Here is a 26,139-nt window from a genome sequence, read left to right as displayed (position 1 = left end):
TATGATGTGATCTATTAGACCAAACTTATTGAGATTTAGCGTGAGCCAGTAGTGGCAATATACTTTGACGCATCTTTATATTTTCATAAAGTCCTATTTATTTAATTAGCTTATAGGATCAAAAAAGACAGGCGATCCATCGCCTATATTCAGGCAGGCACAACTTAATTACTGATTATATGTTTCCATATCATTTATTCTACATCTTGTTTCAACAAAAAAGGGGGAAATCTTTTACCGCTGTTATCCATTGTTTATGTTTTCTATTGCTTGGCTTTTTTACCCACGCCAACGCAGCACAAAAAATAGCAACCCCTCATTTTAGCATATTGTTTGATAAAGGTGGCGCTGGCTCAGCCGAGCGTGTTGCCAACACCTTTGAAACAATATATAAACCTGTCTCTAAAACATTGGGGGTATATCCTCGTTCTATCCGTGTAATATTAAACAATGAATCTGCTATACTTAACGCATGTTTTACACCGCTCCTGCGCTATATATCTCTTTACACCTTATACCACTCTGATCCCTATTTTGTTGGCAATACCGATTGGTTAAGTATGGTATGCATACATGAATTTAGACATGCCGTACAACATAGCATTCAATACCATAGTACCCCTATTTGGCTTAGGCCTATATATTTTTGGGTGAATGTTATCGCTGTATGCGGCGTGAACAGCTTTTTCCTAGAGGGTGATGCGGTTGGCATTGAAACAGCGCTTTCAAAAAGTGGTCGAGGGCGTTTACCTGGGTGGGAAAAGACATATAAGGCGAATCTTCTAGAGCGCGGCCAAGCCAGTTTGAGCAGGCAACTTTTTGGTTCATTGAAACATGATATGGAATCTGAATACCACATAGGTTATTATTTTACTACACATATTCGAAGAAAGTATGGCGCAAACGCGATTCAATCCATTTTTGAAAAAACCGTGCAGAGTCTGCCCTATTTTGGATTTTACCATGCCATCAAAAAGGTTACTAAAAAGTCCATATTACAAGTATATAAAGATATGAACCAAGAGCTATTGCTTGGTTGGCAAAAACAGTTAGAAGGGTTAAAGATCACCCCTGCAACCCAGCTTACCATTAAAAAACCAAATGATAGTTTTGACTATATCAATCCATTTATCGACAAATCAGGCAACCTGATCGCTTGTAAGAAAGGTATAGGCTTGCGTGATCAACTGGCTCAGGTTAAGATTGCACCTACTGCATCGAAAAAAACAGCCGCATCGCTTGGCAAAGACAAAACCATATTTCACTTTATACATGATAGTGGTCTTCCACCTGCTGCTTTTGCCATAGGTGAAGGATGTTCAGCATGGCTAGAAGGATGCCAGCATCCTTGGAAAAGGAATCAGCAAACCACTCGTTTACAATATTATGACTTTAAAAAAAGAAAAAGACGCACACTTATTGCAAACAATAGGTATGCCGCACTAGTTATGAGCCCTACAACCCATCAACTCGTTGCTGTAGAATCCGATAAAAGCGGTAAACATCTTTTGGTTGTTTTAGAAACAAAATCTGGTAAGGTGGTCAAAAAAATCGATAACCCCGATGAAGGGTATTACCTAACCCCAGTTGGTCTGGTGAAGACCATATCATAGTGGTAAAAACCAAGGATCAAAAAAATACTATTTTACGCATCAATGTGGTCACCAGTAAAGTAGAAGTACTCTTGCCTTACAGCTATGAACATAGAAGCTACCCTAAGCTATATAAGGACTATTTGCTCTATAACAGCTCCTACAATGGTATTGATAATATTTATGCGATGCATTTGCCTACAAAAGCTTGTTTTCAAGTTACCTCAAGGAAATATGGCGCCTATTTGGGAATGGTGGATCCTATAACCAATCAGCTTGTTTTCAATGATTATACCAAAAATGGTATGGATATAGCAGTTATGCCTTTTGATCCCCTTTCGTGGACCCCTCTAGAGGAGGTAGAAGATAAATCCATAAGGTATTATGAACCATTGGTTGCACAAGAAAATAATAGTGATATTTTAGAAAAAGTTCCTAACCATGTATATCCCCTTGCTACCTACAACTTTGCAAAAGATGATGCTACTTTTATTGGACCAGCCATGGCACCCGATTGGGATGATAGAAGCATCAAGGTCGAACCTTTCTCATTGGTTAACTTACAGGAAACCCTGAAAGCTACCCCCTATTTTTACCAAAATTTTAATATCCTCAATAAGGTTAGGAGTAATCCGCATAAAACAACTGAATTAGGGTTCAAGGTAAGGTATAGAACCTTTTATCCAGTCTTGAAAGTAGATATCAAAGGTAGTAGGTATAAACAGGAAGAATCGACAGTATTCGACGGCTTAGGTAGAAGATTGCGGATACCAAATGAAATATCCTGGATACCAGCATTAAAATTAGGCATAAAACTGCCTTATTATTTCACTTTAGGAAGTTCTTCAGGGAAAACATATCTAAAGGCTGAAATGGATCTAAGCCGATGCGATACAAACAAAAAAATAGGTTATATTACAACATATACTTTTAATATAAAAAATGTGTCAACCAAAAGTAAAAGGGATCTTTATGCACCCTGGAGCCAAGAACTTAACATATGTTTTAATGATTTTAAAAAGAGTGCCAATTCATTATGGGAATATGAATGGGAATATAAAAATAATGATTTATGGAGCTATAAAAATACACTTTGTTTTAATGCTGAATTTTATATCCCAGGGATTGCAAATCACCACTATTTTAAAGTAAATCCAATTATTACTCAACGGCTAACCATAGCTGATAAATCGCATTGGACACAACAGATTAATTTAGTGTATGGGTGTCCTTTAGCTCATCCAGAGTGTGGCATACCGCTGATTTGGTTTTTAGAGAAAATATGGATCGAGGGGTATTATCATTCTAAAACTAGAAACATAAATCAGATGAATGCTGTCTATAATCCTACTTCTGATACTATAGGTACAAAACTTTGGTTCTTAAGCAGAGTATTATCTAATAAAGCTATCCCTTTGCTTAAATTTTCTATGGATTTTTGTTTCTTGGAAAAAGAAAATAACAAAGACTGGAAGTTCAAGCTTCCAATACCTACACCTGGTTTTGCGTTCGATGTATTTAATAGAAGAAAAGTTAATTTTACCAAAAAAATTAACACGTAGGGCCTTTATATGCGCTATTTGTTTTATGCATAAAGCAGTAACCAAAAGATCAAGCCTTTTTTCTTATCCTTTATGATGCATTGTCCATACCCTTTACAAGCATTAAATAGCTTTAAGGTTCCAGCATGTGCAGCCCATTATATTCAGCTGAATAGCCTAAAAGATATAGCGGATTTTTGTGCTGCAGTACCCATTAACCAAACACCTTTTTATATCCTAGGTGGTGGTAGCAATACACTATTTGCCAAAGACTTCCCTGGTTATATACTGCATGTTCAACTACCGGGTATTGAAGTAATAGAAGAAACCCGTTATAAAGTCCTGATTAAAGCAGGGGCAGGTGTACCTTGGCATCAGCTTGTCTTATTTTGCATCAAAAAGGGGTATGGAGGGATAGAAAATTTATCACTTATTCCGGAACGGTTGGTGGCGCCCCCATACAAAATATAGGGGCATACGGCGTAGAATTGAAAGATGTACTGGATAGTGTTGAAGCAATTGAGCTATCAACTGGCAGGAAAATAACTTTGCAGGCCTCTGCATGTGGCTTTGAGTATAGAACAAGCTTCTTTAAGACAAAATGGAAGCAACAATATTTAATTACAAGTATTACGCTTGCATTACATAAAGAAGAAAATTTTTCTATAGCATATGAAGCAATCCAAAACATGCTGGAAAAAATGGAAATCAAACGGCCGTCATTCAAAGCAATAAGCGAGGCCATCATTGCCATTCGAAAGCAAAAACTACCTGATCCCGCTATTTTAGGTAATGCAGGCAGTTTTTTTCAGAACCCTTTGATAGCTACAGCACACCATCAATGGCTTAAGCAGCAATACCCCTCATTAATTGCGTTCAACACGCAAGACCATAAACAGATAAAAATCTCAGCAGCCTGGCTGATAGAAGCAGCAGGTTTTAAAGGTCTACGTCAAGGCAATACAGGCGTTTATGCCGCACATGCGCTTATACTTGTAAATTATGGAGGCGCTACTGGTAAAGATATTATAAACCTAGCCACCGAAATCAAACAAAAAGTACAAAACCAGTTTGATATTACCCTTATACCAGAAGTGAATATTGTAGGTGGCACTATTGAATAACCGGTGGCAATATTTAGACCTTCTGCAAAACCTATTTCTAAATGGCAATTTTGGTGTCGAAGCTTGTCTATGCTCCTCAAATACATTTAGTATTCTGGCGACTGCGCTTCTCCTAAAAACTGCTGATCACAAATAGGTTTTGAAGAAGGTCTTTTGTTCAATGGCACCAAACAAATTTTTATATTTTATTGATTATCAGTAAAAATAGTATGATTTAGAGATGGGGTATCAGATGTTTACGCTTGGTTTGTTATTTCTTTAAAATAACCAGACTGGTCAACTATAAAGTGTGTATATAGCACCTCCTTACAATTATTTTGATCATCCCATTGATGTACCTCAACAATTGCTTCTGTAATATTGAGTTTTATAGCATCACAGGTTAGTCCTATAAGCACTTTTTTACTATATGCGCCACATTTAATGCTATAATCCTTACTGTGTATTTGTTTTAAAGCTTCCAGAGCTGGTTTATCTATTTTTAATTCAAAAATATAGACCGTTCTTGTGCCACTTCCATGGTCTTCCATAACGATATCTGTTCGGCCTATGCCACTATCGGCTTCAACACTGGTTTGCATACCATGGGCCAGATGAAAAACACCATTTAAAAATAAATATAAAGCCCTCTGAAAACTTTTTTCGGTTCTATCTAAAAAACGGTAGCCTGCTTTAGCTAAGCAATCACTTCGAATATAGTTCAAAAAAACAGACCACTGTTTATTTCTTAAGCTACTAAGGATTGAAGTGCTATATTGCTTACCTGTTTCCTCCTGTATTTCGTCCATAACCTTAGCTAGCGTTAAACTTAAAGCAGATTTTACTTCCTGATTAGGAAACTTTAAATAATAGTCTGTTCCGTTTTTATCTACTCGCGTGTCCTTTCTATATCCATTAGGATCCAGGGTAAGATAACCCGTTTGGTACATTAAAGGGAGTAAAGGTATCTCTGCAAGAGAACCCGCCAGGCTTTCAAATGCCAGCTGATTGATTACAAGACTGGGTGTATCCCAAACGATGGTAAATCTATCGATATTGTTTTTGATTTGTTGTAGTAAGATTGTAGGATTACCAGAGTTGAACCAATAGTTACCAAATACGCTATCTCTAAAGAATTTTAATATAGAATCTGGGTTATAAACGCTTATAATTTTATCAGATGTAAAGCAATAACCATTATAATAATCCTTTAACGCTTGTTTTATTTGAATAAGTGTGTACTTTTCTTCTCTCGTCTTTTTTCTGTTAAGTTTTTCAAGTACCTGATTAACAATCATATCCTTGCTAAGAAACAGATTATCTACATCTTCCTCTGTATAACCCAACATCTCTGCGTAATCTTCATGCAACGATATGTCATTGGCCGAGTTGGCCCCTGAGGTAAGGCCAGATAAGTGGAATTTAGTGACGCCTGTTACAAAAATAAATTTACAATCCTTCTGACGCGCTTTTAAAACTTTAAAAAAAGAACTAAGCACAGCAAGCACCGCTTTATACTGCTCTTTTTCGCAAGAAATTAATGGACTATCATATTCATCGATTAAGATAATAGGAGTAGGTTCATAATTATCAATCTGCATTAATAAATCAAATACTTCTGATAAATAATCTTCACAAGCTTCATTGATTTCTATATTAATCTGATCTTGAATATTATAATACTTAGCAATTCTATACAATTTTCTGTTCAGGCTCTTTTTCAACCCTGTTGGGTTATCTTTAGCCAACTCCGAGAAGTTTAACCAAATAACTGGATATTTTTTCCATTTATATGTTTTATTATTATAAATAGCATATCCTTTAAACAGTTCTTTGTTGCTTTTAGCTATTTGATCTATGGTATCTAGGAGCAGTGATTTACCAAATCTACGTGGTCTTATGAATAAGTAATATATACTGTTGGTATTAAAGAGTTTAGCGATATAGGCAGTTTTATCTGCATATAATCCCTGAACGATCATCTCTTTAACATCAGGACTTCCAACGGGGATATAACTTTCCCCCACAGCTTTGTTCTTTATTTCCACTTGCGTTGCTTTATCCTCTTTTATATACTTCATTTCGTAAGTAGTTTGGTTTGGTTTTTATAGCTAAAAATAATAGCATACTGGACTACATAACACCTGCAACCCTCCATACAATAACGAACCCATCAACAACTGCTTAAGAAGCCTAACACAATATACCACCTTTGCTCCAAAATAAAGACATTACTATGGCTTATAAAAGACCTTCTGCAAAACCTATTTCTAATAACAATTTTGGTGTCGAAGCTTGTCTATGCTCCTTATACACCTAGTATTCTGCGGCGCTCGACTGCGCTTCTCCTAAAAACTGCTGATCACAAATAGGTTTTGAAGAAGGTCTAAAGTATCAACGCTTTCCTATAAAGTTTCCACAACTTACCTACATATCTACCCACTTATAAACGATCCCTTACAAATCAATATGCTAAAAATGGCTACATCAACATTTATATCATTTATATTAAGAGATATAACCAAAGTTATTAAGAATCTAATTATACACTTTTTATGCACACGCTGGACTACTTATCTACCATAGTATGACACTATATTGCTACAATAGCATAAATGCTATGTTTATTTATCTATCTGATTTACAGCTACTAAAATAGGTTGGTTGACTAGACCTTTTGCAAAACCTATTTCTAATGGCCATTTTGGTGTCGAAGCTTGCCTACGCTCCTCAAATACATTTAGTATTCTGCGGTGCTCGGCTTCGTTTCTCCTAAAAATTGCTGATCACAAATAGGTTTTGAAGAAGGTCTAATAATATTTTTACTGAAAACCACCTATTTAAACTATTTGTAGCTACCGTTATATTATAAATATCTGATAATCAAAATAATTTATATATACGTTCCGTATACTATTGTATCTAATAATTAATTTTTTATAATTGATTATCAATATAATAAAATAATTTACATAGACATCATCTCTTTTATTAAATCAGAAATCTAATAAGCCAGTGGATAACTAAAGCATGCCAGTGGCAGTTATGCACAATGCTATTTTTCATGCATACTTTTCCACAAATCCACCGAGTAATAAGGAATAAGTTTTTTGATTTATATCAAATTACTTATAATAGGTGTTTAGACAGGTGTGGACAAATAAAAACGCCAACCATAGACCTAAGGTCTAGTATCCTGAACAGTCTTATTATGGATGATTTTTTCTCTAGAGATATAACGCTACTTACAGGATCGGACAAAGCCCAGTTGCTTAAGCATGAATTAAATATACATACCTACGAAGATCTGCTCAGGCATTATCCGTTTCGATATGAAGACCGAAACAACTTGTCTACTATTGCCGCATTAACCCCTGCTACCCCAGGCGTACAATTGAACGGGTATATTAAAAGTTTGCAAAAAGTAGATAAAGGTAAAAAAAGACTAGTAGCGTTGTTTGAAGACCATACAGGGCAACTAGAGCTGATATGGTTTCATAACTTTTCTTGGATTATCAAGAAAATCAAACCAAACGTGCAATACCGCATTTGGGGAAAACCTGTTTTTTCACCGCAAGGTCAAAAGCAACTTATTCATCCAGAAATTTGTTTTTTATTTGGAAATCAGGTTGAAAAAACTCAATTGTTACCCATATACCATAGCACAGAAAGGTTAAAGCGCAATCAGCTAGATGCTAAAGGAATAGTTTGCTTGCAAAGAAAACTACTTAGTCAGCTTGGTGCAACTGTAGAAGAAACATTACCACAATATCTATTGACGCGTTACAAACTACTTTCTTTAAAAGAGGCTTTTAAAAATATCCATTTCCCAGGTAACCAAACACTACTAAAACAAGCCCAAAGGAGGCTTAAGTTTGAGGAATTATTCTATGTTCAACTAAAATTGCTGAAGGCAAGGCAGGTTCGTGTAGAAAAGCAAAATGGTAAAATTTTTAATAATGTATCGTTATTGAATCTATTTTACCACAACTATTTACCCTTTCATTTAACAAATGGTCAAAAGGAAACGATTAAAGCCATCTACCGCGACTTAAGTTCTGGCAAACAGATGAACAGGCTTTTGCAAGGTGATGTGGGAAGCGGAAAGACAATTGTTGCTTTTCTTTCCATGTTGGTGGTGATAGCCAGTAAGGCGCAAGTAGCCATTATGGCACCCACCGAAGTTTTGGCCAAGCAGCATTTTGAACGTTTTCATCTCTTTGCCGGGCAATTGAATTTAAATATTGCTTTGCTGACAGGAAGTACCAAAAAAAAAGAACGAGAACATATTTTATATCGACTTAAAGTAGGCATCCTACACATTATAGTGGGTACCCATGCTTTGCTAAGCGATGATGTTTCGTTTAATGAGTTGGGTTTTTTTGTAATAGACGAGCAGCACCGTTTTGGTGTGGCACAACGTGCAGGTCTTTTAACTAAAAACCCAGTTTACGCGCCCCATATGCTTATTATGACTGCTACACCTATTCCAAGGACTCTAGCCATGACTTTTTATGGTGACTTGGATATCTCTACTATTTATGAATTACCCTCAGGAAGGCAATCCATTCAAACACAACACTACTATGAAAATGCTCGGTTAAAGGTTTTTCATTTTATAAGCGGGCAACTGCTATTGGGCAGACAAATATATATTGTCTATCCCCTTATTGAAGCCTCCGCTGCATTGGATTACAACGATCTAATGGCTGGTTACACATCTGTTTGTAGGGCTTTTCCAGATATTCCAATTGGAATCATGCATGGTAAAATGGATAGCGCCTCCAAAGATATAGAAATGAAACGTTTTGAAAAAAATGAAACACGGATTTTGGTGACTACAACCGTTATAGAGGTAGGCGTGAATGTACCCAATGCAACCGTAATGGTTATAGAAAGTGCAGAGCGATTTGGATTATCTCAACTGCACCAGCTGCGTGGAAGAGTTGGTCGTGGCAATGCGCAATCCTATTGCATTTTAATGACGGACTATCGTTTGAGCAAAGTGGGAAAAGAACGAATAGAAACTATGGTTAAGACAAATAATGGATTTGAAATAGCCGAGTTAGACCTTAGGCTCCGTGGTCCAGGGGATCTAATGGGATTGCAACAAAGTGGCGTTTTAAACTTAAAAATAGCTGACTTATCTAAGGATGGTGCTATTTTGGAAGCAGCATGTCGGTTGGCTAAAGATATTATTCAGCAAGACCCGGAATTTCAGCATCCGGACAACTTGCCAATTTATAAAGAATATACTAGATTGCTTGCTGTAGCCGGGGGTTGGAATAGAATAGGATAGCAGTGGTTCCATATCAATGGTCTAATCTTTACCTTATTTATCGATTTGCCTATATGATGTCACCATACGAAAGTTTTGTAGAAAAGTTTAGCCATATTCGGTTGCTTCATCAGATAAAATCGCTCTTAGCATGGGATCAAGAAACCTATATGCCTGCTGGTGCCATTGATATTCGTGTCAAGCAACTTGCTTATATTGCTGGCTTAGCGCATCAGGAAGTAACAAGTAGCAGCTACCTGGATGACTTGGCGCAAATGATTGATATAGATACGGAACAGATTAAGTTAGAAGGATTATCCTTGACCGCGCAGTCTAATCTGAAGCAATGGTGTAAGGATTTAAAACAGCTTACCAAACTACCTCAAGATTTTATTGAAAGCTACTGTGCGACCACCACTACTGCAACGGAGGTATGGAAAAAGGCTAGGAAAACTGCCGATTTTTCTTTATTTAGTCCGTGGCTTCAAAAGATTGTAGCGCTTAACCGAGAAAAAGCCAGCCTATTAGGCTATACAGATAGCCCTTATGATGCGCTTATTAATTTGTATGAACCCGGTGTAACTGCTTCTACTTTATCTGCATTTTTTACTGATTTAGCAGATTTTTTATCTCCCATTGTAAAAAAAAACCGATGGAAAAAATAGCCCTTATGCCAGCTATTTTAACCATTCTTTTCCACAAGAATCACAAATGCTATTTGTCCATTTGCTTTTAGAAACCATGGGCATTAGCAGTCAAAATAGCAGATTGGATTTTGCTGCCCATCCTTTTTGTTCTGGCATACATCCTGCTGATGTCAGGCTGACTACTAACCTCGATGGTGGCTTATTGGAGTATATTTTTGCTGTTTTGCATGAAGGCGGCCATGCGTTGTATGAGTTGGGTCTTCCTAAGCAGGAATGGGCTACGCCTTCCGGTCAGGCTGCTTCTGTAGGATTACATGAAAGCCAATCCAGATGGTGGGAAGTAATGGTAGGTAAATCGTTGCCCTTTTGGTCCTATATTTATCCTAAGTTTCAAAAACAATTTCCTTCTTTTAAAGAGCTATCCCTTACTAATTTTTACCGGCATATTAATCATATACAAGCTTCTTATATTCGCATTTATGCCGATGAAGTAACCTATCCATTGCATATCATTCTTAGATTTGAAATAGAGAAACAATTAATAGAGGGCACTATTGAGGCATCAGATGTTCCAATGGTATGGAATGCAAAAATGCAAGACCTTTTAGGCATTACCCCTCCAAACGATGCCGAAGGCTGTTTACAAGATATTCATTGGGCTTCAGGCTATTTTGGTTATTTTCCAACCTATGCATTGGGGAATATGTACGCAGCCCAATATTTTGCTGCCTTTGTAGCATCTTTTCCAGACTGGGAGGTACAGGTAACCAATGGATCATTTTCCTTCATAAATAACTGGCTGCGCCAGCATATTCATCAATTTGGTAGAATGTATACCGTCCAGCAAAGTATGCAACAGGTTACCGGCCATTCCATATCTGTAGCCCCTTATAAAGATTATATCACAAAGAAGTATAGCAATCTTTTTATTTGATAGAGAAAGGTTTATATGCTAATTTTTATTTATCCTTTGGAAGTGTGGTTGAAAGGCTAAAGGGATAGTAGAAATAATCCATTGGTTTGATTGAATCAACTCAGCCCCGTTATCTTAAAATTTTTCTAATTAAAGTTTCATAATCTAATGTTAAAACTTAACCTTAAAAAATACTTTTTTTTAATCCTAGTTTACGTGCTCTATAGCTGCGGGCAACATCATCGGATGGGAATAAATAATAATGATTTGCCTGGAAGCGAAATCAAGGACTCAGAGAAGTTAAAGGATTTGAGTAACGAAGAAATGAGTAACGAAGAAATTTATAAGTTATTAGGGCTCAAGGGTGGTATAATATTCTTGCATGGTTATAGTATGAATAATCAGAATAGTCCAGTAAAGCCTTGTGCAGAAAAACTTGAAAAAGAATTGGAAAATCGATTTATATATGTTATGTCAACATGTAGAGAGAACGATTCATCTGAGAAGTTATCGATAGGTAAGCAAGCAGATCTAGTAATTAATGAAACAATAAAAAGGTTAACAGATGAGTTTACAAATAGATTGCCGAATTCTCTAAAGGGCAGGATTCCATCAATTGTTAAAAATTTTCCACTCTTTTTTGCTAGAAATAGCCAGGGTGCGCTTGTAATGATTAACATCGCAGAGAAAAATAGTCGTGATCCTAAACTGAATATTAGCGGTATAGTATCCACGAGCGCACCTTTAGATGGTCTGGATATAGCTGATAATACTTGGAAGTATAGATCTTTTGCGGGAAAAGTAAACCCGATACTACAATCATATGGATATGATATTATAAAACCTTCAGACATACTTAAAGTATCTTTTGCGCGTATGGCTATCTCCTCTACGCGTTTTATTCCTAAGAAGATACGCTCTACTTATAAGATATCCACCCTTACAGGGTTAACAGATGTGTTTACAAATTCTAAGGTTATTAAAGCAACACAGGAGTTTATATATAGTAGAAGCCATAGTACCTCTATACTCCTAATATGTGGTACGGCAGAGGATATGACTAAGTATATTGATACTCGTTCTGATACTAATAAAACTCCTGAACTATCCTCTGAAGCACGTAAGGAATTTAATGAGGGCTATTCATATGTCATTACTGGAGAGAAGAATGGAAGTCATGATAATATGATTTCTAAAGAAAGTCAACTATGTGCGAAAAAAAAGGATAGATATGGTGGCTATCCTAACAATGTGCAAACATATATTCTGCCTGGTAATTATTTTCATTGCCGTAATTTTATGCTGCTTTTTGACGTATATTTCAACGGACGAGATAACACTACTGCAATAGAATCTAATGAGGCTGTAAAACGCATAGCAGAATTTATAAATTCCATCAGTAAATAGTAATATTATACCATAAAAGCAAAAACACTCTTTATAAAAACTTACGTGTAGTGAATTTGGTATCAAAATGAGTAGAAGATTAGTTTAGATGACCCCTTTACGGCGCAGTGTTTGCTAATCTCACCATTTCCCACTCATCGCTGAGATCATTAAAATGCATTAAAGCGCCAATAAATGGTTAGATTTGGATGGTACTTAACGATACGGCATCAGCAGCGCGATATAAGACCTTCTGGAAAACCTAATTTCGACTAATTTTGCTACATTTATAGCCGGCTTCTTTGTTAAAGGAGTTTTTTAAACTATTCTTTAGCAGTCTAAATCTCAAGCTGATGTTAAGGAGGTAAAAACAAATACAAGCTATGCGTAAGATTAATGCATTACCTATTGGCTATTCAGACGTTGAAAGGGTTATCAGAACAGGCTATTATGTAAATAAAACCAAGTATGCACAGGGGCTATCGGCATCTAAAAGAAGAAGATGCTTAGATCAAACGTAGCTATATGGATTAAAACATTACAATATTAAACTATTTGGTAATGAGAGAAAATACCTATAAATCTATTAAGAAATTGACGCTATTTGGTCAGTTAGAAAAGCTATTACATTTAAACCGTACTGCGCTCAATACCCCTTACTACTTATCTCGTTTGTTTTATCTTTTCTTTTTGGGATTGCTTTATATTTGGAATGCACATTATCATGAAAAAATGTTACATAGGATCCATCAATTACAGCCTGTAGTAGATGGCCTTCGGGTAAAACATATGCGGTTGCAATCCAGTTATATGTTTGACAGCAAACAATCAGAAGTGGCTAAAAAGGTTGCCCGGTTGGCTATTTATGAGAGTAAGGTTCCTCCTTATATCATAAGCGTTAACAAGAAAAGTGAGCTTTACTAAGGAAATTTTATTACGTGCCAGGATAGTATTTCTTGCTGCTATATTTTTTATAATCCTTATTGCATGGAAAATAGTGCATTTGCAGTTTATAGAAGTAGATAGATGGCGCAACTGTGCTAAAATTGCACAGTTAGAATATAGACCTATTGTAGCATCTAGAGGTAATATTTATGCCCATGATGGCGCTTTATTGGCTACTTCTTTAAATTTTTATAGCGTTGCTTTAGACCCTGTTGTGGCCTCGGATGAGGTCTTTAAAAAAGGAATAGATCCACTCAGTCAAGCATTATCTGATTTTTATAAAGATAATCCTCCTGCATACTATAAGAAGCGGATTGTAGATGCCCGTGCTAAAAAACGAAGGTATCTGTTGTTGCATAAAGGACACGTCACCTATGAAGAAAAGAAAAAAATGAGCCGTTGGCCCATTTTTAATCAAGGCAAGTTCAAAGGAGGTGTAATTTTTGAAGCGCAATATAAACGTTACAACCCCTTTAAGGAATTGGCTAGGCGTACCATTGGTATACATAGGGCGCGGCATGCATCTGGGTTAGAATATTCTTTTAACGAAACATTAAAAGGGGTAGATGGCAAGGCACTTTATCAGAAAGTAGTCGGTGGCAATTGGAAAAAAGTTCCGGAAAGTAGCATGTTCCCTCTTGTACATGGGTCTGATCTAGTGACTACACTGGATATCAATCTACAAGATGTAGCCCAAAGTAGTTTGTTAACCGTTCTTGAAAAAACAGATGCCCAAAATGGTTGCGCTATTGTAATGGAAGTGGCTACTGGAGCCATTAAAGCAATGGCTAATTTAGCCCGTACGGAATCTGGAAAATATATAGAATCTTATAACTATGCCATTGGTAACCAAGGTACAGTTGAACCAGGTTCTATTTTTAAATTGGCATCTATGTTGGCTTTATTAGAAGAAACGGGGTGGCCGCTTACTGAGCCGATAGATACTGGGCATGGTGCGATTCAATTTTATAATAGATGGATGAAAGATGTAAAAAAAGGAGGGTATGGATTACTAACCTTGCAAGAAGTCTTTGAGAAATCTTCTAATGTGGGCATCTCCATGGCCATTCAACAAACATTTGGTGCAAACCCTCAAAAATTTATTGACTATATTGAGCAATTAGGCATACACCAACCCTTAGGCATTGAGTTAGCTGGAGAAGGAAAACCCTATATGATTACTCCGAAAAGCAAAATGTGGAGTGGTGTGGCCCTTCCATGGCTTTCTATTGGTTACAACTTACAGATTACACCCCTGCAGCTATTGGTACTCTACAATGCAGTGGCTAATAATGGTAAAATGGTTAAGCCCTTTTTTGTACAACAGATTCAATCACCTAATGGTATCGTTCAAACTTTTCCAACCACTGTTTTAAAGGAAAAGATTTGTTCAGATGAAACGTTGCGTAAACTCAAAGTGATGTTAGAAGGAACAGTAGAACGTGGGCTGGCCTGGCGCATTAAACATGGATTTTATAAAATAGCTGGTAAAACAGGTACTGCTCAAAAATTGGTAGATGGGAAGTATACAGACCATCACCTTACTTCATTTGCCGGTTACTTTCCAGCAGATCATCCGCGTTACAGTTGTATCATTGTGGTAGACAGCCCGCAAGGAGAAGCCTTTCGATTTGGTGCTGAGGTTCCTGCACCTATATTTAAAGATATTGTCGATAGAATAGCTGGAAAAGATTTGCAGGCAAGAAAACCTATTAATGGATCGGTAAATACGCATCCAATCGCACTTTCTAACATAGGTAATGCTGGCGAATTGGCTTTTTTATATCAATCCCTTCAGCTCCCTATACCTGAAAATTTAAATGCAAAAGAAAGCTGGGGAAGCTTAAAAACCAGTTTGGAAGGAGGTACATTTCAACCCTATACACCTCAAGCTTCAAAGGAGGTGCCGTCTGTATTGCATATGAAACTACGCGATGCCCTTTTTCTATTAGAAAACAATGGTCTCAATGTTACCGTAGAAGGAAACATACATGGTGTGGTCTCAAAACAATCTAAAGTAACTGCTAATCAGATTACCATTCTATTAAAGTAATGATGAAACAACTTCAACTTCAACAACTTCTGGTAGGTATACCGGTACAAAAAATAGTAGGTTCAACTGATATAGCCATACAATCCCTTTGTTTTGATAGCCGTAAAGCAGGTGCCCATTCTTGTTTTGTTGCAGTGGGTGGTAGCCAAGTAGATGGCCATAACTATATAGCCATGGCGATAGCAGCAGGCAGTAGTGTTATTGTATGCCAGCGCTTACCTGAGCTGGTGCAACCAGCTGTAACCTATATCGTGGTTGCCTCTACTGCGACCACACTTGGCATGATGGCGGCCAACTTTTATGACCAGCCTAGTAAAAAACTAAAAGTAGTAGTCGTGACCGGTACAAATGGTAAGACGACCGTTGTACACCTGCTCTATAATATGGTCATGAAGATGGGCTATAAGGCCGGTATGTTGTCTACTATACATAATAAAGTAGTCGATCAAACCTATCCAGCTAGCCATACCACCCCAGATGCATTGCAGTTACAGTCACTTTTACACCTTATGGTAGCAGCAGGCTGCGCATATTGTTTTATGGAAGCTAGTTCACATGCTATTGTTCAAGAGCGCTTAGCAGGTATAGATTTTACAGGTGCCATTTTTACCAATATCACCCATGAACACTTGGACTACCATCTTGATTTTGCACATTATATTCAGACTAAGAAAAAACTCTTTGATCACCTACTTACTACCGCTTTTGCTCTTGTGAACCAGCAGGATAGAAATAGTTCCATTTTGCTGCAAAACTGTAAGGCTAACAAGTTTACCTTTTCACTGCAAGATGCTGCTGACTTTAGAGCAAAGATAGTTAGCAATACCCTGGATGGGTTAGAATTAGACCTCTTTCGGAATCCGATTTCTAATTTATCACAAATCGTTTCCGAAAGAGGTTTGTCTCATCATTCCGTTTGGTTTCAATTAATTGGTGCATTCAATGCCAGCAACCTATTGGCTGCTTATGGTGCCGCTCAGCTTTTGGGTTTGAATAGTTGGGAGGGTTTGGTAGCGCTTTCAGCCATTCCCCCTATTCTAGGCAGAATGAATAAAGTGCATCATGGCGGATCAAAACAAGTGATGATAGACTATGCCCATACACCAGATGCCATTCAAAAAGTAATTACTACATTACGTTCCATGCTTCCTGTCAGCAGTAGGCTCATTACCATTATGGGTTGTGGCGGCAATCGTGATCCACAAAAGCGGGCTATGATTGGGAAGATTTTAGCTCAAAGCAGTGATATCGCTATATTCACCAGTGATAATCCAAGAAATGAAGATCCACAGGAAATTATTTATTCCATGCAGCAAGGTGTACCTGAAGCAGTGTTGCCAAAGGTACTCCATATAATAGATAGAGCTATGGCTATTAAAACAGCTTGTTCCATCGCTCGTTCAAGTGATCTCATTTTAATAGCAGGGAAGGGCCATCAACATTATGAGGAAATCAATGGAATAAAACATTACTTCTGTGAAGAAAAAATTGTTCAAGAAGTTTTAGGTCGCCCAAAACAATCCCAACCTGCTGGCCATACTGTCTAAAAATAGGCAAGCATTCCCCCTTGTAAGCGCTTATCAACAATAGACCTTCTGCAAAACCTATTGCTAAATGGCAATTTTGGCGCTTGTCTATGCTCCTCAAATACATTTAGTATGCTGCTGTGCTCGACTGCGCTTCTCCTAAAAACTGCTGATCACAAATAGGTTTTACAGAAGGTCTAATAGCATAAAAATTCCTTTTGCTTCACTTGTAAATTTATTTTTTAAATATTTGATTTTATATAAAATTTTTTGTACTATTAAAATCCTTTATATAAAAATAAATTTTATGAATGAAAAAAATAAATAATTACTACTATCATGCTGTTGTATGGATTAATCTATTGCTAGTATCAGTTGGATGTATTTATCATTCAGGCAATTATAGGATGCATTGTCCATCTTCAGTGCAAAAAAGCATGGTTGGTCATTCCTATACTTTGGATTAAAGCAACCCTGATCATCGCCTAGAAAAGAGCATAAATGATTTATTAAAGTTGCTGGTGAAGGCATTCAGCACGCCAATCGCCAAAATACTCCTGGCATTCTAGATTACTTACATCAAGATTTTTTACCTTATTGGCGTGAAATCGTTCAATTGTTAATATTACATGCGTTTAATGCTAGTATTGCGCAAGGTAAAATTGATGCTAAGAAAGCTGAAAAAAAATATAAAATAGCTTGTGAAGCTATTAACAATATGTATAGCCTAGCCGATATTCAAGCTTGTGCCAAATATTGCTGCACTAAAATAGAAAAGGCCCTTTGTAGCCCAAGTAAAAACAGCTGTAGTCCTCTAAAAAGCCTTAAAAAGGCACAGCAATCTATTTTACAGCCTATTAAAGATAGGCATACCTGTTTTTTAAATGATCTAAAGCAATATATTTTGGACCCCATTGAAAGTGGGTATGATACCCTTATTCATATAGTTAATCGTATCCAATATAGAGATGAATCGCATCTTAAAGAGAAGGTTACCGACAGTATTGCAATGTTCTATAACATTGCTTGTAGTTTTGGCATAATCGATTTGGCATTTAACGTGCGTCACCTTGTATTGGTTTATAGGCCTAGTGTGAAGAAAAAAGAAGCCTGCTTAAAGAAGATAGGCAGAGAAGAAAGTCAGTTACTTATGGCTAAGTTTTATCTTGCCCGTTTTATTGCAGGTAATCTTAATCTTGATTTGATCAAAAAAAAGATTACTGAACTATTGATCTTTTAGCAATCTACTGAAACGATCAGATTTGTTTGATAACTAGCCAATTTTGTTAGATTTTATTTAAACTTTTAAAAAAATGAAAAAAATAAATACCTATTGCTATCGTTTTATTGTATGGGTCAATCTGTTGCTAGTATAGTTGGATGCATCTACCATGCAAGCAACGATATGGTGCCCACTTCATCTTCACGCAAAAAAAAGGCAGCTAGTCAGTCCGCTCATTCGAAGTCACCATCTGAATTTCATATTGTGGAGCGCGCAATAAATGATTTGCTTAAAAAATTTAAGGAATATTGTCGCTACATTTATCTGCATAGGGCTGATTATACTAGTAATGATATTATTAGAGTTGATAACGACTTTCACGGTAAACAGCGTAAGGATAACTGTCAGCAGCGTGATTTCATGCTATATAATGAAATCAGTACGCTTGATGGTACTAGAATTTCCGAGGAACAGGTTAAACAGTTGCAAATGTATAAAGCTGCCTCTAGTACGTTGCATACGTTGTTTTATCTAAAGCATTGGGAATTAGCGCATGATAAACGCTTAAAGGACCTGTTTGATCATCGATTTATGAAATTAGAAGATTTTAGTCAAATCGCTGAGGACTTTGCAGCAATAAAAATGGACAATACCATTAACAAACAGTGCCGCAATCTGAAAGCCTGCAATCGTCCTAACCTTTATAAGGCTCCTGTTGAAAGGTTTTCGAAACTAGTTTTAAATTATTTATATCATGATCTTTTACCTTGGGGTAAGGTAGTTGACTTGTTCATATTCCACGCGCTGAATACCAGTGTTGCGCAAGGAAAAATGCTGCTTCAAGAGGCTGAATCAAGCTATCAAGCGGCTTGTCAAGCTATTGCATCCATTTGCAATACAGGTCATATTCAGGCGATTGAAACGTGTTGCCGTGCTAAATTGCAAAGCGTTATGAAGTGCCATGCGAACAAGGATAGCTGCACTCCTATAAAAATTTTTAAGGAAATAAAGCAATGTATCTTGCAGCCTATTGAAGAAATGTATAGTAGCCTTACTTTACTGCCTTAATTGATAAGATTGAATATAGTGATGATGCTGGGCTTAAAGAGAAGGTAGTTAGCTTTACATTATTCTATAATATTGCTTATGCTTTTGGTATCACTGATTTAATATCTGTCTCTAGTACCCTCACATCAATTTATAGTGCTATAAAGGATGGCCAAAACCAAAAAAAGCTCTTTAAAAAAATAGGAATAGAAGATACCCGGTTGCTTACAGCTCAGGTCTATCTTGCTGGTTTTATTCAAGGTAATGATGTCAGCTTTGATCAGGTTAATAACAGGGTTTATGAACTTGCTAATCCACTTAGGGATCTATTGAAATAGTATAAAAACAGCAATAAATATGGCTCCATAAGCACATAATAATATTTTAGCACTTAAAATAAAAGATAGCTTTGATCTATAAAATCGGTTCTATTGCTTCTTGAAATACTTTCCGTGGAATTTCTACTTTTTACTTCTACATTGACCAATTTAATACCTATCTCTTGAATGATGGGATGTGCTTTAATATCTAAGAAACGATTCGAATCGATTAAGTATTTTTCTTGCGCATTTTTGTATTCAAACTTTTTTCCAGCACGTTTTTCAGCTGTTATGTAATCTTCTGTAAGTATATATAGAAAGCAGCGGATAGACGTTTCTGATATGTTTGGTAAATAGAGCAAAGAACTTCCTAGCGTCTTCTAGCTCCCAATCAGCTAGTTGATTTTGATAACCAAATGTTTCCAAAAAAGAACCCTTAGAGACCACTATAGCATGGCTATTTCAATTAACTTGGTCAAATATCTCTTTGCTACAGGTAAGGTAAAGCAAAGCTTCTGTAAAAGCAGATAATGGCATGCGATGGTGTATGACTATGTCATTGACTAGTCTTCCATAGTTAGATCCCTTTGGATCAGCTATTCGGGTTACTTTTTTTTCCTTTTTTTCAAAATACTCCGCTATATAATCTGTGATTTCTTGTCTAGGGGTACCGGAAATTCCATTGACAGTATAGTATAAGAAAGACATTAGGATTATTTTATTAGTTTTTTTAACTAAAAAAGCTTACAAATGCATAATTACTATTATAAGCATAAAAATAAAAGTTTGCCAATATGCACTATGCAGATTTAGATCATAGTATCGTATATATCTTTTTATCAGTTACTTTTTTAATAGGGCTCTTTGCAGGGAAAAGCGCTAAAACTATGGAAGAGTATACTATTGCCCGTAAAATGTATGGGGTTATTCCTTTAGTAGCTACTTATTTGGCTACTGATATAGGTGCAGGAAGTATCCTAAGTGATGCTGCAGCTGTATTTAACAAAGGTATCATCGTTAATATTTCTATTGCTTCTCTTCCGATTGCTTATATAATCAGGGCACTCTTTATTGTGCCTAAAATGGTCTACTTTCCTAATTGTTTGACCCTTGCAGAGATTATGGGAATCTATGGTAGATCCGCTAGGATCATTACGGGGATTTTAAGTACCTTAAATGCCATTATACATACCAGTATACAGTTAACGGCTCTTGGTATAATCAGTGAACCTTTTATATACAGCAATGGGCGGTATTAAGGCAGTTACCATAACAGATATGGTCCAGCTTTTTATATTTATGGTTACCATTCCGCTTATTACTTATAATGTAGTATATCATGTAGGAGGTATAGAAGCATTATTTCTAAAGGTACCCTCAAAAAAATTTTTGATCCTAGGCCATGAACGGTTTTATCGTTACATGATCTATTTTTTTATATGGCTTTTGCAAATAGGTATGGTAGATCCTGCAGTTGTACAGAGGATGCTTATGGCCAAAGATAAACGTCAGTTGCGTAGTAAATATATGATCATTTCTTTATTTGATCCTGCTTTTCGTTTCTTGGTCCTGCTTTATTGGATTAGGAGGGTTGGTACTATACCCGGCCCTAAAATCCAATATGGTTGTACCACATATCATTCAAACATTGTTACCAACAGGCATAAAAGGATTGGCTATAGCTGGTCTATTGGCTATTATAATGTCTAGTGCTGATTCGTATATTCATGTGGCAGGAGTGACTTTAATACATGACGTAGTGAATCCTTTATGTAAAAACAGATTGACGACCTTTGATGCATGCCATTGGGTGAGATATACTACATTACTGACAGGATTTTTAGCAACACTTATAGCATTACAAATGGTTCATATCCTTATTTAGGATTTAAAGCATTAGAAATGATAGCGCCAATGCTTTTGGTGCCATTTATATCAGCTATTATTGGTATTAAGGCCAATAAAAAAGCTTTTATAGCCTCGCAACTAATCGCAGTAATAACCTTTATATTGTCAAACCTACTATTTCCTGCTATGTATAATATACTATCCATCCCCATCATTACTTTGACCAGTGGACTTATTTTCTTTTTTGTCCATTACTGGAGATACAAGGGATGGATCAAAATTGATCGTGCTGTAAATAAATTTATCATAATGTTTAAGCCAGCTAATCGTAGGGTATTTAAAATCATAAACAAAGAAATGCTTAATTTGCATACAATATTATTTTATATTCAAAATAATGTGCAAAGATATGGAGCGCCTTATCTATTATTTGGAGCACTTTGTGGATGCAACTTGCTTATACCCCATTTTATAGATCAACAATATAGTATCCGACCAAATATTATTGCGTAGTTTACGTTCTATAGGTATTATCTGCTGCTTCTTTTTAATCATAAAGGATAAATGGCCTCAAACACTTTAAGAACAATGTCTTCCACTGTTTTTTCTTTTTACCATTTCTTACTGTTTACCATTCCTAAGTACTATCATGATATTAGCTACGGAAGGAAATATACTATGGGTTATACAGATGCTGCTCTCCCTGATCTTTTTGATGGTGTTAATAGACTGCTTTAATATGATATGGCTTACATTATTGAGTATTACACTTGGATGGTTATTGTTTAAGGATCATTTTGGGCCTGTACAATGGAATGCGTACAATACCTCATATTATCTACTTGGTTATCAAGTTACCATGTCCCTGCTTATTGGCTTGATTTTTTCCTATAGAAAAAGAAAGCAAATCGCACAACTATATGCGCAACAACAGCAACTCAACCATATACAAAGATTAAATGAATTAGACTACTTATATAGTATACAACATCAAGTATTACAAGAAAAACATTTCTTTAACCAAGCAGCTTATTTTAACTATGTAAAAAAAAGTTTAAAGGAAATATCAAAACAAACCATTAAAAAGAGTCTTTCTATTCAAAAATCTGTTGAGCAATTAGATGCCTTTATTACTTACTATAAAAATCGAACTTATAGCAATATAGCCTATTTACGCCTCAATGTAGCTCCTATAGAAGTTAATGAACTGCTTGCTAAACTAGCTGTATCGCTTAAACCACTAGGATTAGAGGAGAAAGTACAAGTTTGTGTCGACACAAAATGTGAGTCTATTTGTTGTGATAGTGAACAAATTATTCAACTATTCGTAAGCAAATTGAATGATTTACAAAAAGAATCGACAGATTTTCCACTTATTTTATCCTTGCAAGAAACCACATTGTGTTATCCATTGCATCTAGTAACCAATCGACATTATAAAAAAATAGCTCCTGCAATTGGCTTTATACTTTCTACAACACAAGATTATGTAAGCGTAAAACCTGTTTACACAGTACACACAACGATTTCTGAAATCAGTATTCCTAACAGTATAACTGAATTAACTGGCTATAAAAATCAACGCGTCATCGATGCGCATTATGGATATAGTGAAATCATAACGACGGAAAGGTCTAATCAGCTAGTCTACATAATACCAGTAGATTTACAGGCCATTCGACCTAAAGTAACAGATGAACTACCTGTCTGGGAAGGGCCATGGGAAACTGAAGCCTCTTTGGCTATAGAAAAAGCTTTCTTGTCTCAGCTACAAGAAAATACGAATTTAGATCTAAACATTGTGCAAAATGTCATCGACCAGATTAAGCAGATACATAGAGGTCAGTTCAGAAAATCAGGAGACTTATTTTACACTCACCCATTAATGGTAGCCACCATTTTATTAAAGATGACCAATGATCCGGATGCTATCGTTGCAGCTTTACTACACGATACTATAGAAGACACACTACTCTGCTTAGATCAAATAGCCTATCAATATGGAAAAGAAGTAGCCTACATAGTCGATAAGGTTACAAATATGGATTGTATAGCATGGAGAAAAATCAAACTTACAGCCACAGAGAATAAACAAAAAATAGCTGATTATAAAGATATAAGAGTTATTATGGTCAAATTAGCTGACCGGTTACATAACCTGCAAACCATTGGGTTTCATTCATTTGAAAAACAGAAAAGAGTAGCTGAAGAAACATTAGCTTTTTACATCCCATTGGGGAAAATGCTGAAACTGGATGCTGTAAATCACATAGTTGATCAAATGAAAAAAATTTGTCAAGCTATTGTCAATAGGGTAAATAAAAGTACTAATTGAAATATGTGCTGAAAAATCACTTGAAAATGTGCATAAATCATACTAATCAGGTTATTTATATAATCCTTACCTATTTAATCTTCAAAACGCTATGCAGCTATTGCTTTCATAATAGGTATCTACAAGCAGATTGGCATAGCTGCTGGCCACAGCAAGCGCATCACAGCGTTCGTTCTCATAGTGGCCAGAATGGCCCTTTACCCAACAAAATTGAACAAGATGTTTTTGATAGACCGTCCAGAAACGTTTCCATAAATCAGGATTTTTTTTCTGCTTGAAATCTATTTTGATCCAATTTTTAAGCCATCCTTTTTCTACTGCATGGATGACATATTTGGAATCGGAATAGATCGTGACCTCTTGTCTTGTCTGTTTTAGGGCTTCTAAGCCTATGATAACGGCCAGTAGCTCCATGCGATTGTTGGTTGTTTTTCTATAGCCCTGGGATAGTTCTTTCGTGTAGCCGTTGTGCTTTAAAATAATGCCATATCCACCTGGACCTGGATTTCCTCTAGCAGCACCGTCTGTATAGATATGAATCATTATTAAAGTTTAAAATCAATACCGCTTACCTCCCAGTTTTCAATCACATTGATTTCTCTTTCGTAAAAGATTACTGGATTTGGCTCAATGTTTTTAAGGATATTCCCAGGTGACCACTCCTCTTCCCCTTCGTTGAGGACCAATAAACGCATTTTATAGGATCCAGGCGGAACCATTTTAAATTGATAGCTTTTTCTATTCCGCATGGAATCTATACACTCGTCTTTTTGATTCAATAGTTCAATAATGAAATAGGGCCTATCCGTCTCTACATTTCCTGAAATGGTGCCTGTTTCTTCTTTTCTCCTAAGTGGATAGGTTTGGCAAATCTTTTTATGGGTGGTTTGGTCAAACGCCGTACAAGCACCCGGTTCTACCTGTAGCGTAACGATCTGCTTTATAGTTTTACTTTTATGCTCTTTTTCCTCTTCTTGTGTGGCAAACTGCATGATCTCTTCTGCAGTGAAATGTTTTTGTATCGTAAGCTTGGTTCGGTCTCCATTCCATGCCCACTCATTTTCTTTTAATGCAATTTTTTGCTGGTTTTTGCATTCAAAATAGATTAATCCTTCTTTAAAGGTTTTAATGGGTTTGTTAAATACAATAGAGGTTGTGAAATCAGGCAGTATAGATGGCAGTATGGATGGCGATAGGCTATAGCTTAGGGTTGTTTTGTCTGTTTTTCCTTCCTTGAAATGGATGGGTATATCCTCTTCTAATGAGTTGTGCAAATGGTCCTCAGCTTTTACCTTAACCTTAAAGGTATCTCCTTGCAAGAGACCAAAAGTATTGTAAATAGTGATTGTTTTAGGTGATGCTTCTGAGCATAAACTGTAGACCTGTGGCTTGTCCTTTGTCCCTACGGTTTGCAGAGGCGTCAGTTGATAGCTTGTGATTGCTTTGTTAAAGACTATTTCAAAAATTCCTTTTTGGGGCGTACCATGTAGCAGCTTCAAGTCACGCACATCAGATGCGATAAGGCCGAGTACAATATCTGCTCGAGCGTCATTTAAGTCAATAGGGTCTTTAAAAAATCCATATTTATCCTTTTCATAATCGATTTTATAGGTATTGCTTTTCCCAGTAGTAGCCCGTATATAATACTTGCCCAACCGTATACAACCTATCGAAAAATTTCCATCTTGATCAGCTGTAGTATAGTAATCCGGTGTGCCTTTTTCTTGCCATTCTTCAGGGTCTCTTGTTGCACTATAAAGATAGACGCTAACATCCCCTACTGGCTTATTGGTTAATAACTCTTTTATTTTTCCTTTAAGCGTAATCGGATCTATAAAAGAACCCGTACTAAAGGTTAATGGATCACCAATTGCCTTAGTGCCTTCATGTGTATCCTTAACCGCTTTGTTAAAGTGGATGGAATAGGTAGTGTCCTCTTGTAGCGGGACATTGAGTTTCAGTTCTAGCGTTTTTCCACTTATGGTATAGCTGTAGGGCTGTTTATTTTTGGGTTGATTTAACTTGGGCATGATCAGTAGATTGCTGTAAATGTTTTCATCCTCAACATCTTTATTAAAAGTAAGTCGGATCTTTTTACCCTTAACATTTAATGCGCCATTTTCTGGAAAAGAACGGACTAGTTTAGGTGGGGTCTCATCAGGAGGGCCACCTTCTGGTTCCTGTACCGCAACACAGGAAATAATAGAAAGGAGCAATAAATAGCTGAAATGGAAGCGCCGTAAGGATGTTGAAATTGATGTAAGCATGATGCAGGTGTCGCTATCTTTTGTCTGGTGGAGAATGGGGGATTCGAACCCCCGACCTTCTCGATGCCATCGAGACGCTCTAACCAACTGAGCTAACCCCCCTTAGCATTAGGAAT

At 36.5% G+C, this 26,139-nt stretch carries 23 protein-coding genes, 1 tRNA gene and 1 pseudogene; 19 read left to right on the top strand and 6 right to left on the bottom strand.

All coding sequences use genetic code 11. The annotated features are described in order from the left end of the window. The first annotated feature begins 179 nt into the window (after positions 1–179). From FPG78_RS05475 to FPG78_RS05460, 4 genes are all read left to right on the top strand, one after another. Positions 180–1,613, top strand: coding sequence for a hypothetical protein (locus FPG78_RS05475; RefSeq protein ID WP_144086977.1), 1,434 nt, complete (start codon positions 180–182; stop codon positions 1,611–1,613). Further along, the gene (locus FPG78_RS05470) at positions 1,613–3,154 is read left to right on the top strand and encodes a hypothetical protein (RefSeq protein WP_144086976.1); all 1,542 of its coding nucleotides are present in this window, start codon (positions 1,613–1,615) and stop codon (positions 3,152–3,154) included. The genes FPG78_RS05475 and FPG78_RS05470 overlap by 1 nt, the downstream gene beginning before the upstream one ends. Positions 3,155–3,226: 72 nt before the next feature. Beyond that, positions 3,227–3,604: an FAD-binding protein gene (locus FPG78_RS05465; RefSeq protein WP_144086975.1), complete on the top strand. Its 378-nt coding sequence runs from the start codon at positions 3,227–3,229 to the stop codon at positions 3,602–3,604. Between the two features lie 17 nt (positions 3,605–3,621). After that, on the top strand, positions 3,622–4,257 hold the full coding sequence (locus tag FPG78_RS05460; RefSeq protein ID WP_223262020.1) for a UDP-N-acetylmuramate dehydrogenase: 636 nt from the start codon (positions 3,622–3,624) through the stop codon (positions 4,255–4,257). 236 nt (positions 4,258–4,493) lie between these two features. Here the strand turns inward: FPG78_RS05460 and FPG78_RS05455 are convergent, their stop codons facing one another. After that, on the bottom strand, positions 4,494–6,317 hold the full coding sequence (locus FPG78_RS05455) for an AAA family ATPase (protein ID WP_144086973.1): 1,824 nt from the start codon (positions 6,315–6,317) through the stop codon (positions 4,494–4,496). A 1,130-nt stretch (positions 6,318–7,447) separates the two neighbouring features. On the opposite strand from FPG78_RS05455, the gene recG reads away from it, so the two are divergent. The 10 genes and pseudogenes from recG to FPG78_RS05410 all read left to right on the top strand — a co-directional run bounded on the left by recG (position 7,448) and on the right by FPG78_RS05410 (position 19,274). After that, positions 7,448–9,535, top strand: a complete 2,088-nt coding sequence (gene recG, locus FPG78_RS05450; RefSeq protein WP_144086972.1) for an ATP-dependent DNA helicase RecG — start codon at positions 7,448–7,450, stop codon at positions 9,533–9,535. Between the two features lie 2 nt (positions 9,536–9,537). Next, positions 9,538–10,179 carry a gluzincin family metallopeptidase gene (locus FPG78_RS08190; protein ID WP_144086971.1) on the top strand — a complete coding sequence of 214 codons (642 nt, stop codon included), beginning with the start codon at positions 9,538–9,540 and terminating at the stop codon, positions 10,177–10,179. 22 nt (positions 10,180–10,201) lie between these two features. Further along, positions 10,202–11,095: pseudogene (locus FPG78_RS08185) on the top strand (carboxypeptidase M32); the annotation flags it as partial. 225 nt (positions 11,096–11,320) lie between these two features. Next, positions 11,321–12,481 (top strand): hypothetical protein, encoded by a 1,161-nt coding sequence (locus FPG78_RS05435; RefSeq protein ID WP_144086969.1) that lies wholly within the window; start codon positions 11,321–11,323, stop codon positions 12,479–12,481. Between the two features lie 362 nt (positions 12,482–12,843). Beyond that, entirely contained in the window at positions 12,844–12,981 is a 138-nt protein-coding gene (locus FPG78_RS07210) for a hypothetical protein (protein ID WP_186292487.1), read from the top strand. A 40-nt stretch (positions 12,982–13,021) separates the two neighbouring features. Further along, positions 13,022–13,384 (top strand): FtsL-like putative cell division protein, encoded by a 363-nt coding sequence (locus FPG78_RS05430; protein WP_144086968.1) that lies wholly within the window; start codon positions 13,022–13,024, stop codon positions 13,382–13,384. Next, a complete protein-coding gene (locus FPG78_RS05425; protein ID WP_144086967.1) occupies positions 13,371–15,458 on the top strand; it encodes a penicillin-binding transpeptidase domain-containing protein in 2,088 nt (695 codons plus the stop codon). Before FPG78_RS05430 ends, FPG78_RS05425 begins: the two co-directional genes overlap by 14 nt. Beyond that, on the top strand, positions 15,458–17,005 hold the full coding sequence (locus tag FPG78_RS05420) for a UDP-N-acetylmuramoyl-L-alanyl-D-glutamate--2,6-diaminopimelate ligase (protein ID WP_320411058.1): 1,548 nt from the start codon (positions 15,458–15,460) through the stop codon (positions 17,003–17,005). Before FPG78_RS05425 ends, FPG78_RS05420 begins: the two co-directional genes overlap by 1 nt. Before the next feature lie 595 nt (positions 17,006–17,600). Further along, positions 17,601–18,224: a hypothetical protein gene (locus FPG78_RS05415; RefSeq protein ID WP_144086966.1), complete on the top strand. Its 624-nt coding sequence runs from the start codon at positions 17,601–17,603 to the stop codon at positions 18,222–18,224. A 111-nt stretch (positions 18,225–18,335) separates the two neighbouring features. Further along, complete coding sequence (locus tag FPG78_RS05410; RefSeq protein WP_144086965.1) at positions 18,336–19,274, top strand: hypothetical protein; 939 nt, start codon at positions 18,336–18,338, stop codon at positions 19,272–19,274. 370 nt (positions 19,275–19,644) lie between these two features. Here the strand turns inward: FPG78_RS05410 and FPG78_RS05405 are convergent, their stop codons facing one another. Beyond that, positions 19,645–19,935 carry a hypothetical protein gene (locus FPG78_RS05405; protein ID WP_144086964.1) on the bottom strand — a complete coding sequence of 97 codons (291 nt, stop codon included), beginning with the start codon at positions 19,933–19,935 and terminating at the stop codon, positions 19,645–19,647. Positions 19,936–20,035: 100 nt separating this feature from the next. Beyond that, entirely contained in the window at positions 20,036–20,281 is a 246-nt protein-coding gene (locus FPG78_RS05400; protein ID WP_144086963.1) for a hypothetical protein, read from the bottom strand. Between the two features lie 86 nt (positions 20,282–20,367). On the opposite strand from FPG78_RS05400, the gene FPG78_RS05395 reads away from it, so the two are divergent. From FPG78_RS05395 to FPG78_RS05375, 5 genes are all read left to right on the top strand, one after another. Continuing rightward, the gene (locus FPG78_RS05395; RefSeq protein WP_144086962.1) at positions 20,368–20,832 is read left to right on the top strand and encodes an SLC5/6 family protein; all 465 of its coding nucleotides are present in this window, start codon (positions 20,368–20,370) and stop codon (positions 20,830–20,832) included. Continuing rightward, positions 20,819–21,283: a sodium:solute symporter family transporter gene (locus tag FPG78_RS07795; protein ID WP_144086961.1), complete on the top strand. Its 465-nt coding sequence runs from the start codon at positions 20,819–20,821 to the stop codon at positions 21,281–21,283. Before FPG78_RS05395 ends, FPG78_RS07795 begins: the two co-directional genes overlap by 14 nt. Beyond that, on the top strand, positions 21,195–21,458 hold the full coding sequence (locus FPG78_RS08475; protein ID WP_144086960.1) for a sodium:solute symporter family transporter: 264 nt from the start codon (positions 21,195–21,197) through the stop codon (positions 21,456–21,458). Before FPG78_RS07795 ends, FPG78_RS08475 begins: the two co-directional genes overlap by 89 nt. Positions 21,459–21,607: 149 nt before the next feature. Beyond that, a complete protein-coding gene (locus FPG78_RS05380) occupies positions 21,608–21,934 on the top strand; it encodes a hypothetical protein (protein WP_144086959.1) in 327 nt (108 codons plus the stop codon). Between the two features lie 226 nt (positions 21,935–22,160). Continuing rightward, complete coding sequence (locus tag FPG78_RS05375) at positions 22,161–23,756, top strand: HD domain-containing protein (RefSeq protein ID WP_186292484.1); 1,596 nt, start codon at positions 22,161–22,163, stop codon at positions 23,754–23,756. Between the two features lie 81 nt (positions 23,757–23,837). Here the strand turns inward: FPG78_RS05375 and rnhA are convergent, their stop codons facing one another. The 3 genes from rnhA to FPG78_RS05360 all read right to left on the bottom strand — a co-directional run bounded on the left by rnhA (position 23,838) and on the right by FPG78_RS05360 (position 26,125). Then, a complete protein-coding gene (rnhA, locus tag FPG78_RS05370) occupies positions 23,838–24,299 on the bottom strand; it encodes a ribonuclease HI (protein ID WP_144086957.1) in 462 nt (153 codons plus the stop codon). A gap of 2 nt (positions 24,300–24,301) precedes the next feature. Continuing rightward, on the bottom strand, positions 24,302–26,023 hold the full coding sequence (locus FPG78_RS05365) for an Ig-like domain-containing domain (protein WP_144086956.1): 1,722 nt from the start codon (positions 26,021–26,023) through the stop codon (positions 24,302–24,304). Positions 26,024–26,048: 25 nt separating this feature from the next. Next, a tRNA-Ala gene (locus FPG78_RS05360) sits at positions 26,049–26,125 on the bottom strand. Positions 26,126–26,139 lie beyond the last annotated feature (14 nt).

The organism is Cardinium endosymbiont of Dermatophagoides farinae (assembly GCF_007559345.1).
Lineage (GTDB): Bacteria > Bacteroidota > Bacteroidia > Cytophagales > Amoebophilaceae > Cardinium.
This window is presented reverse-complemented; position numbering and strand designations above follow the sequence as displayed.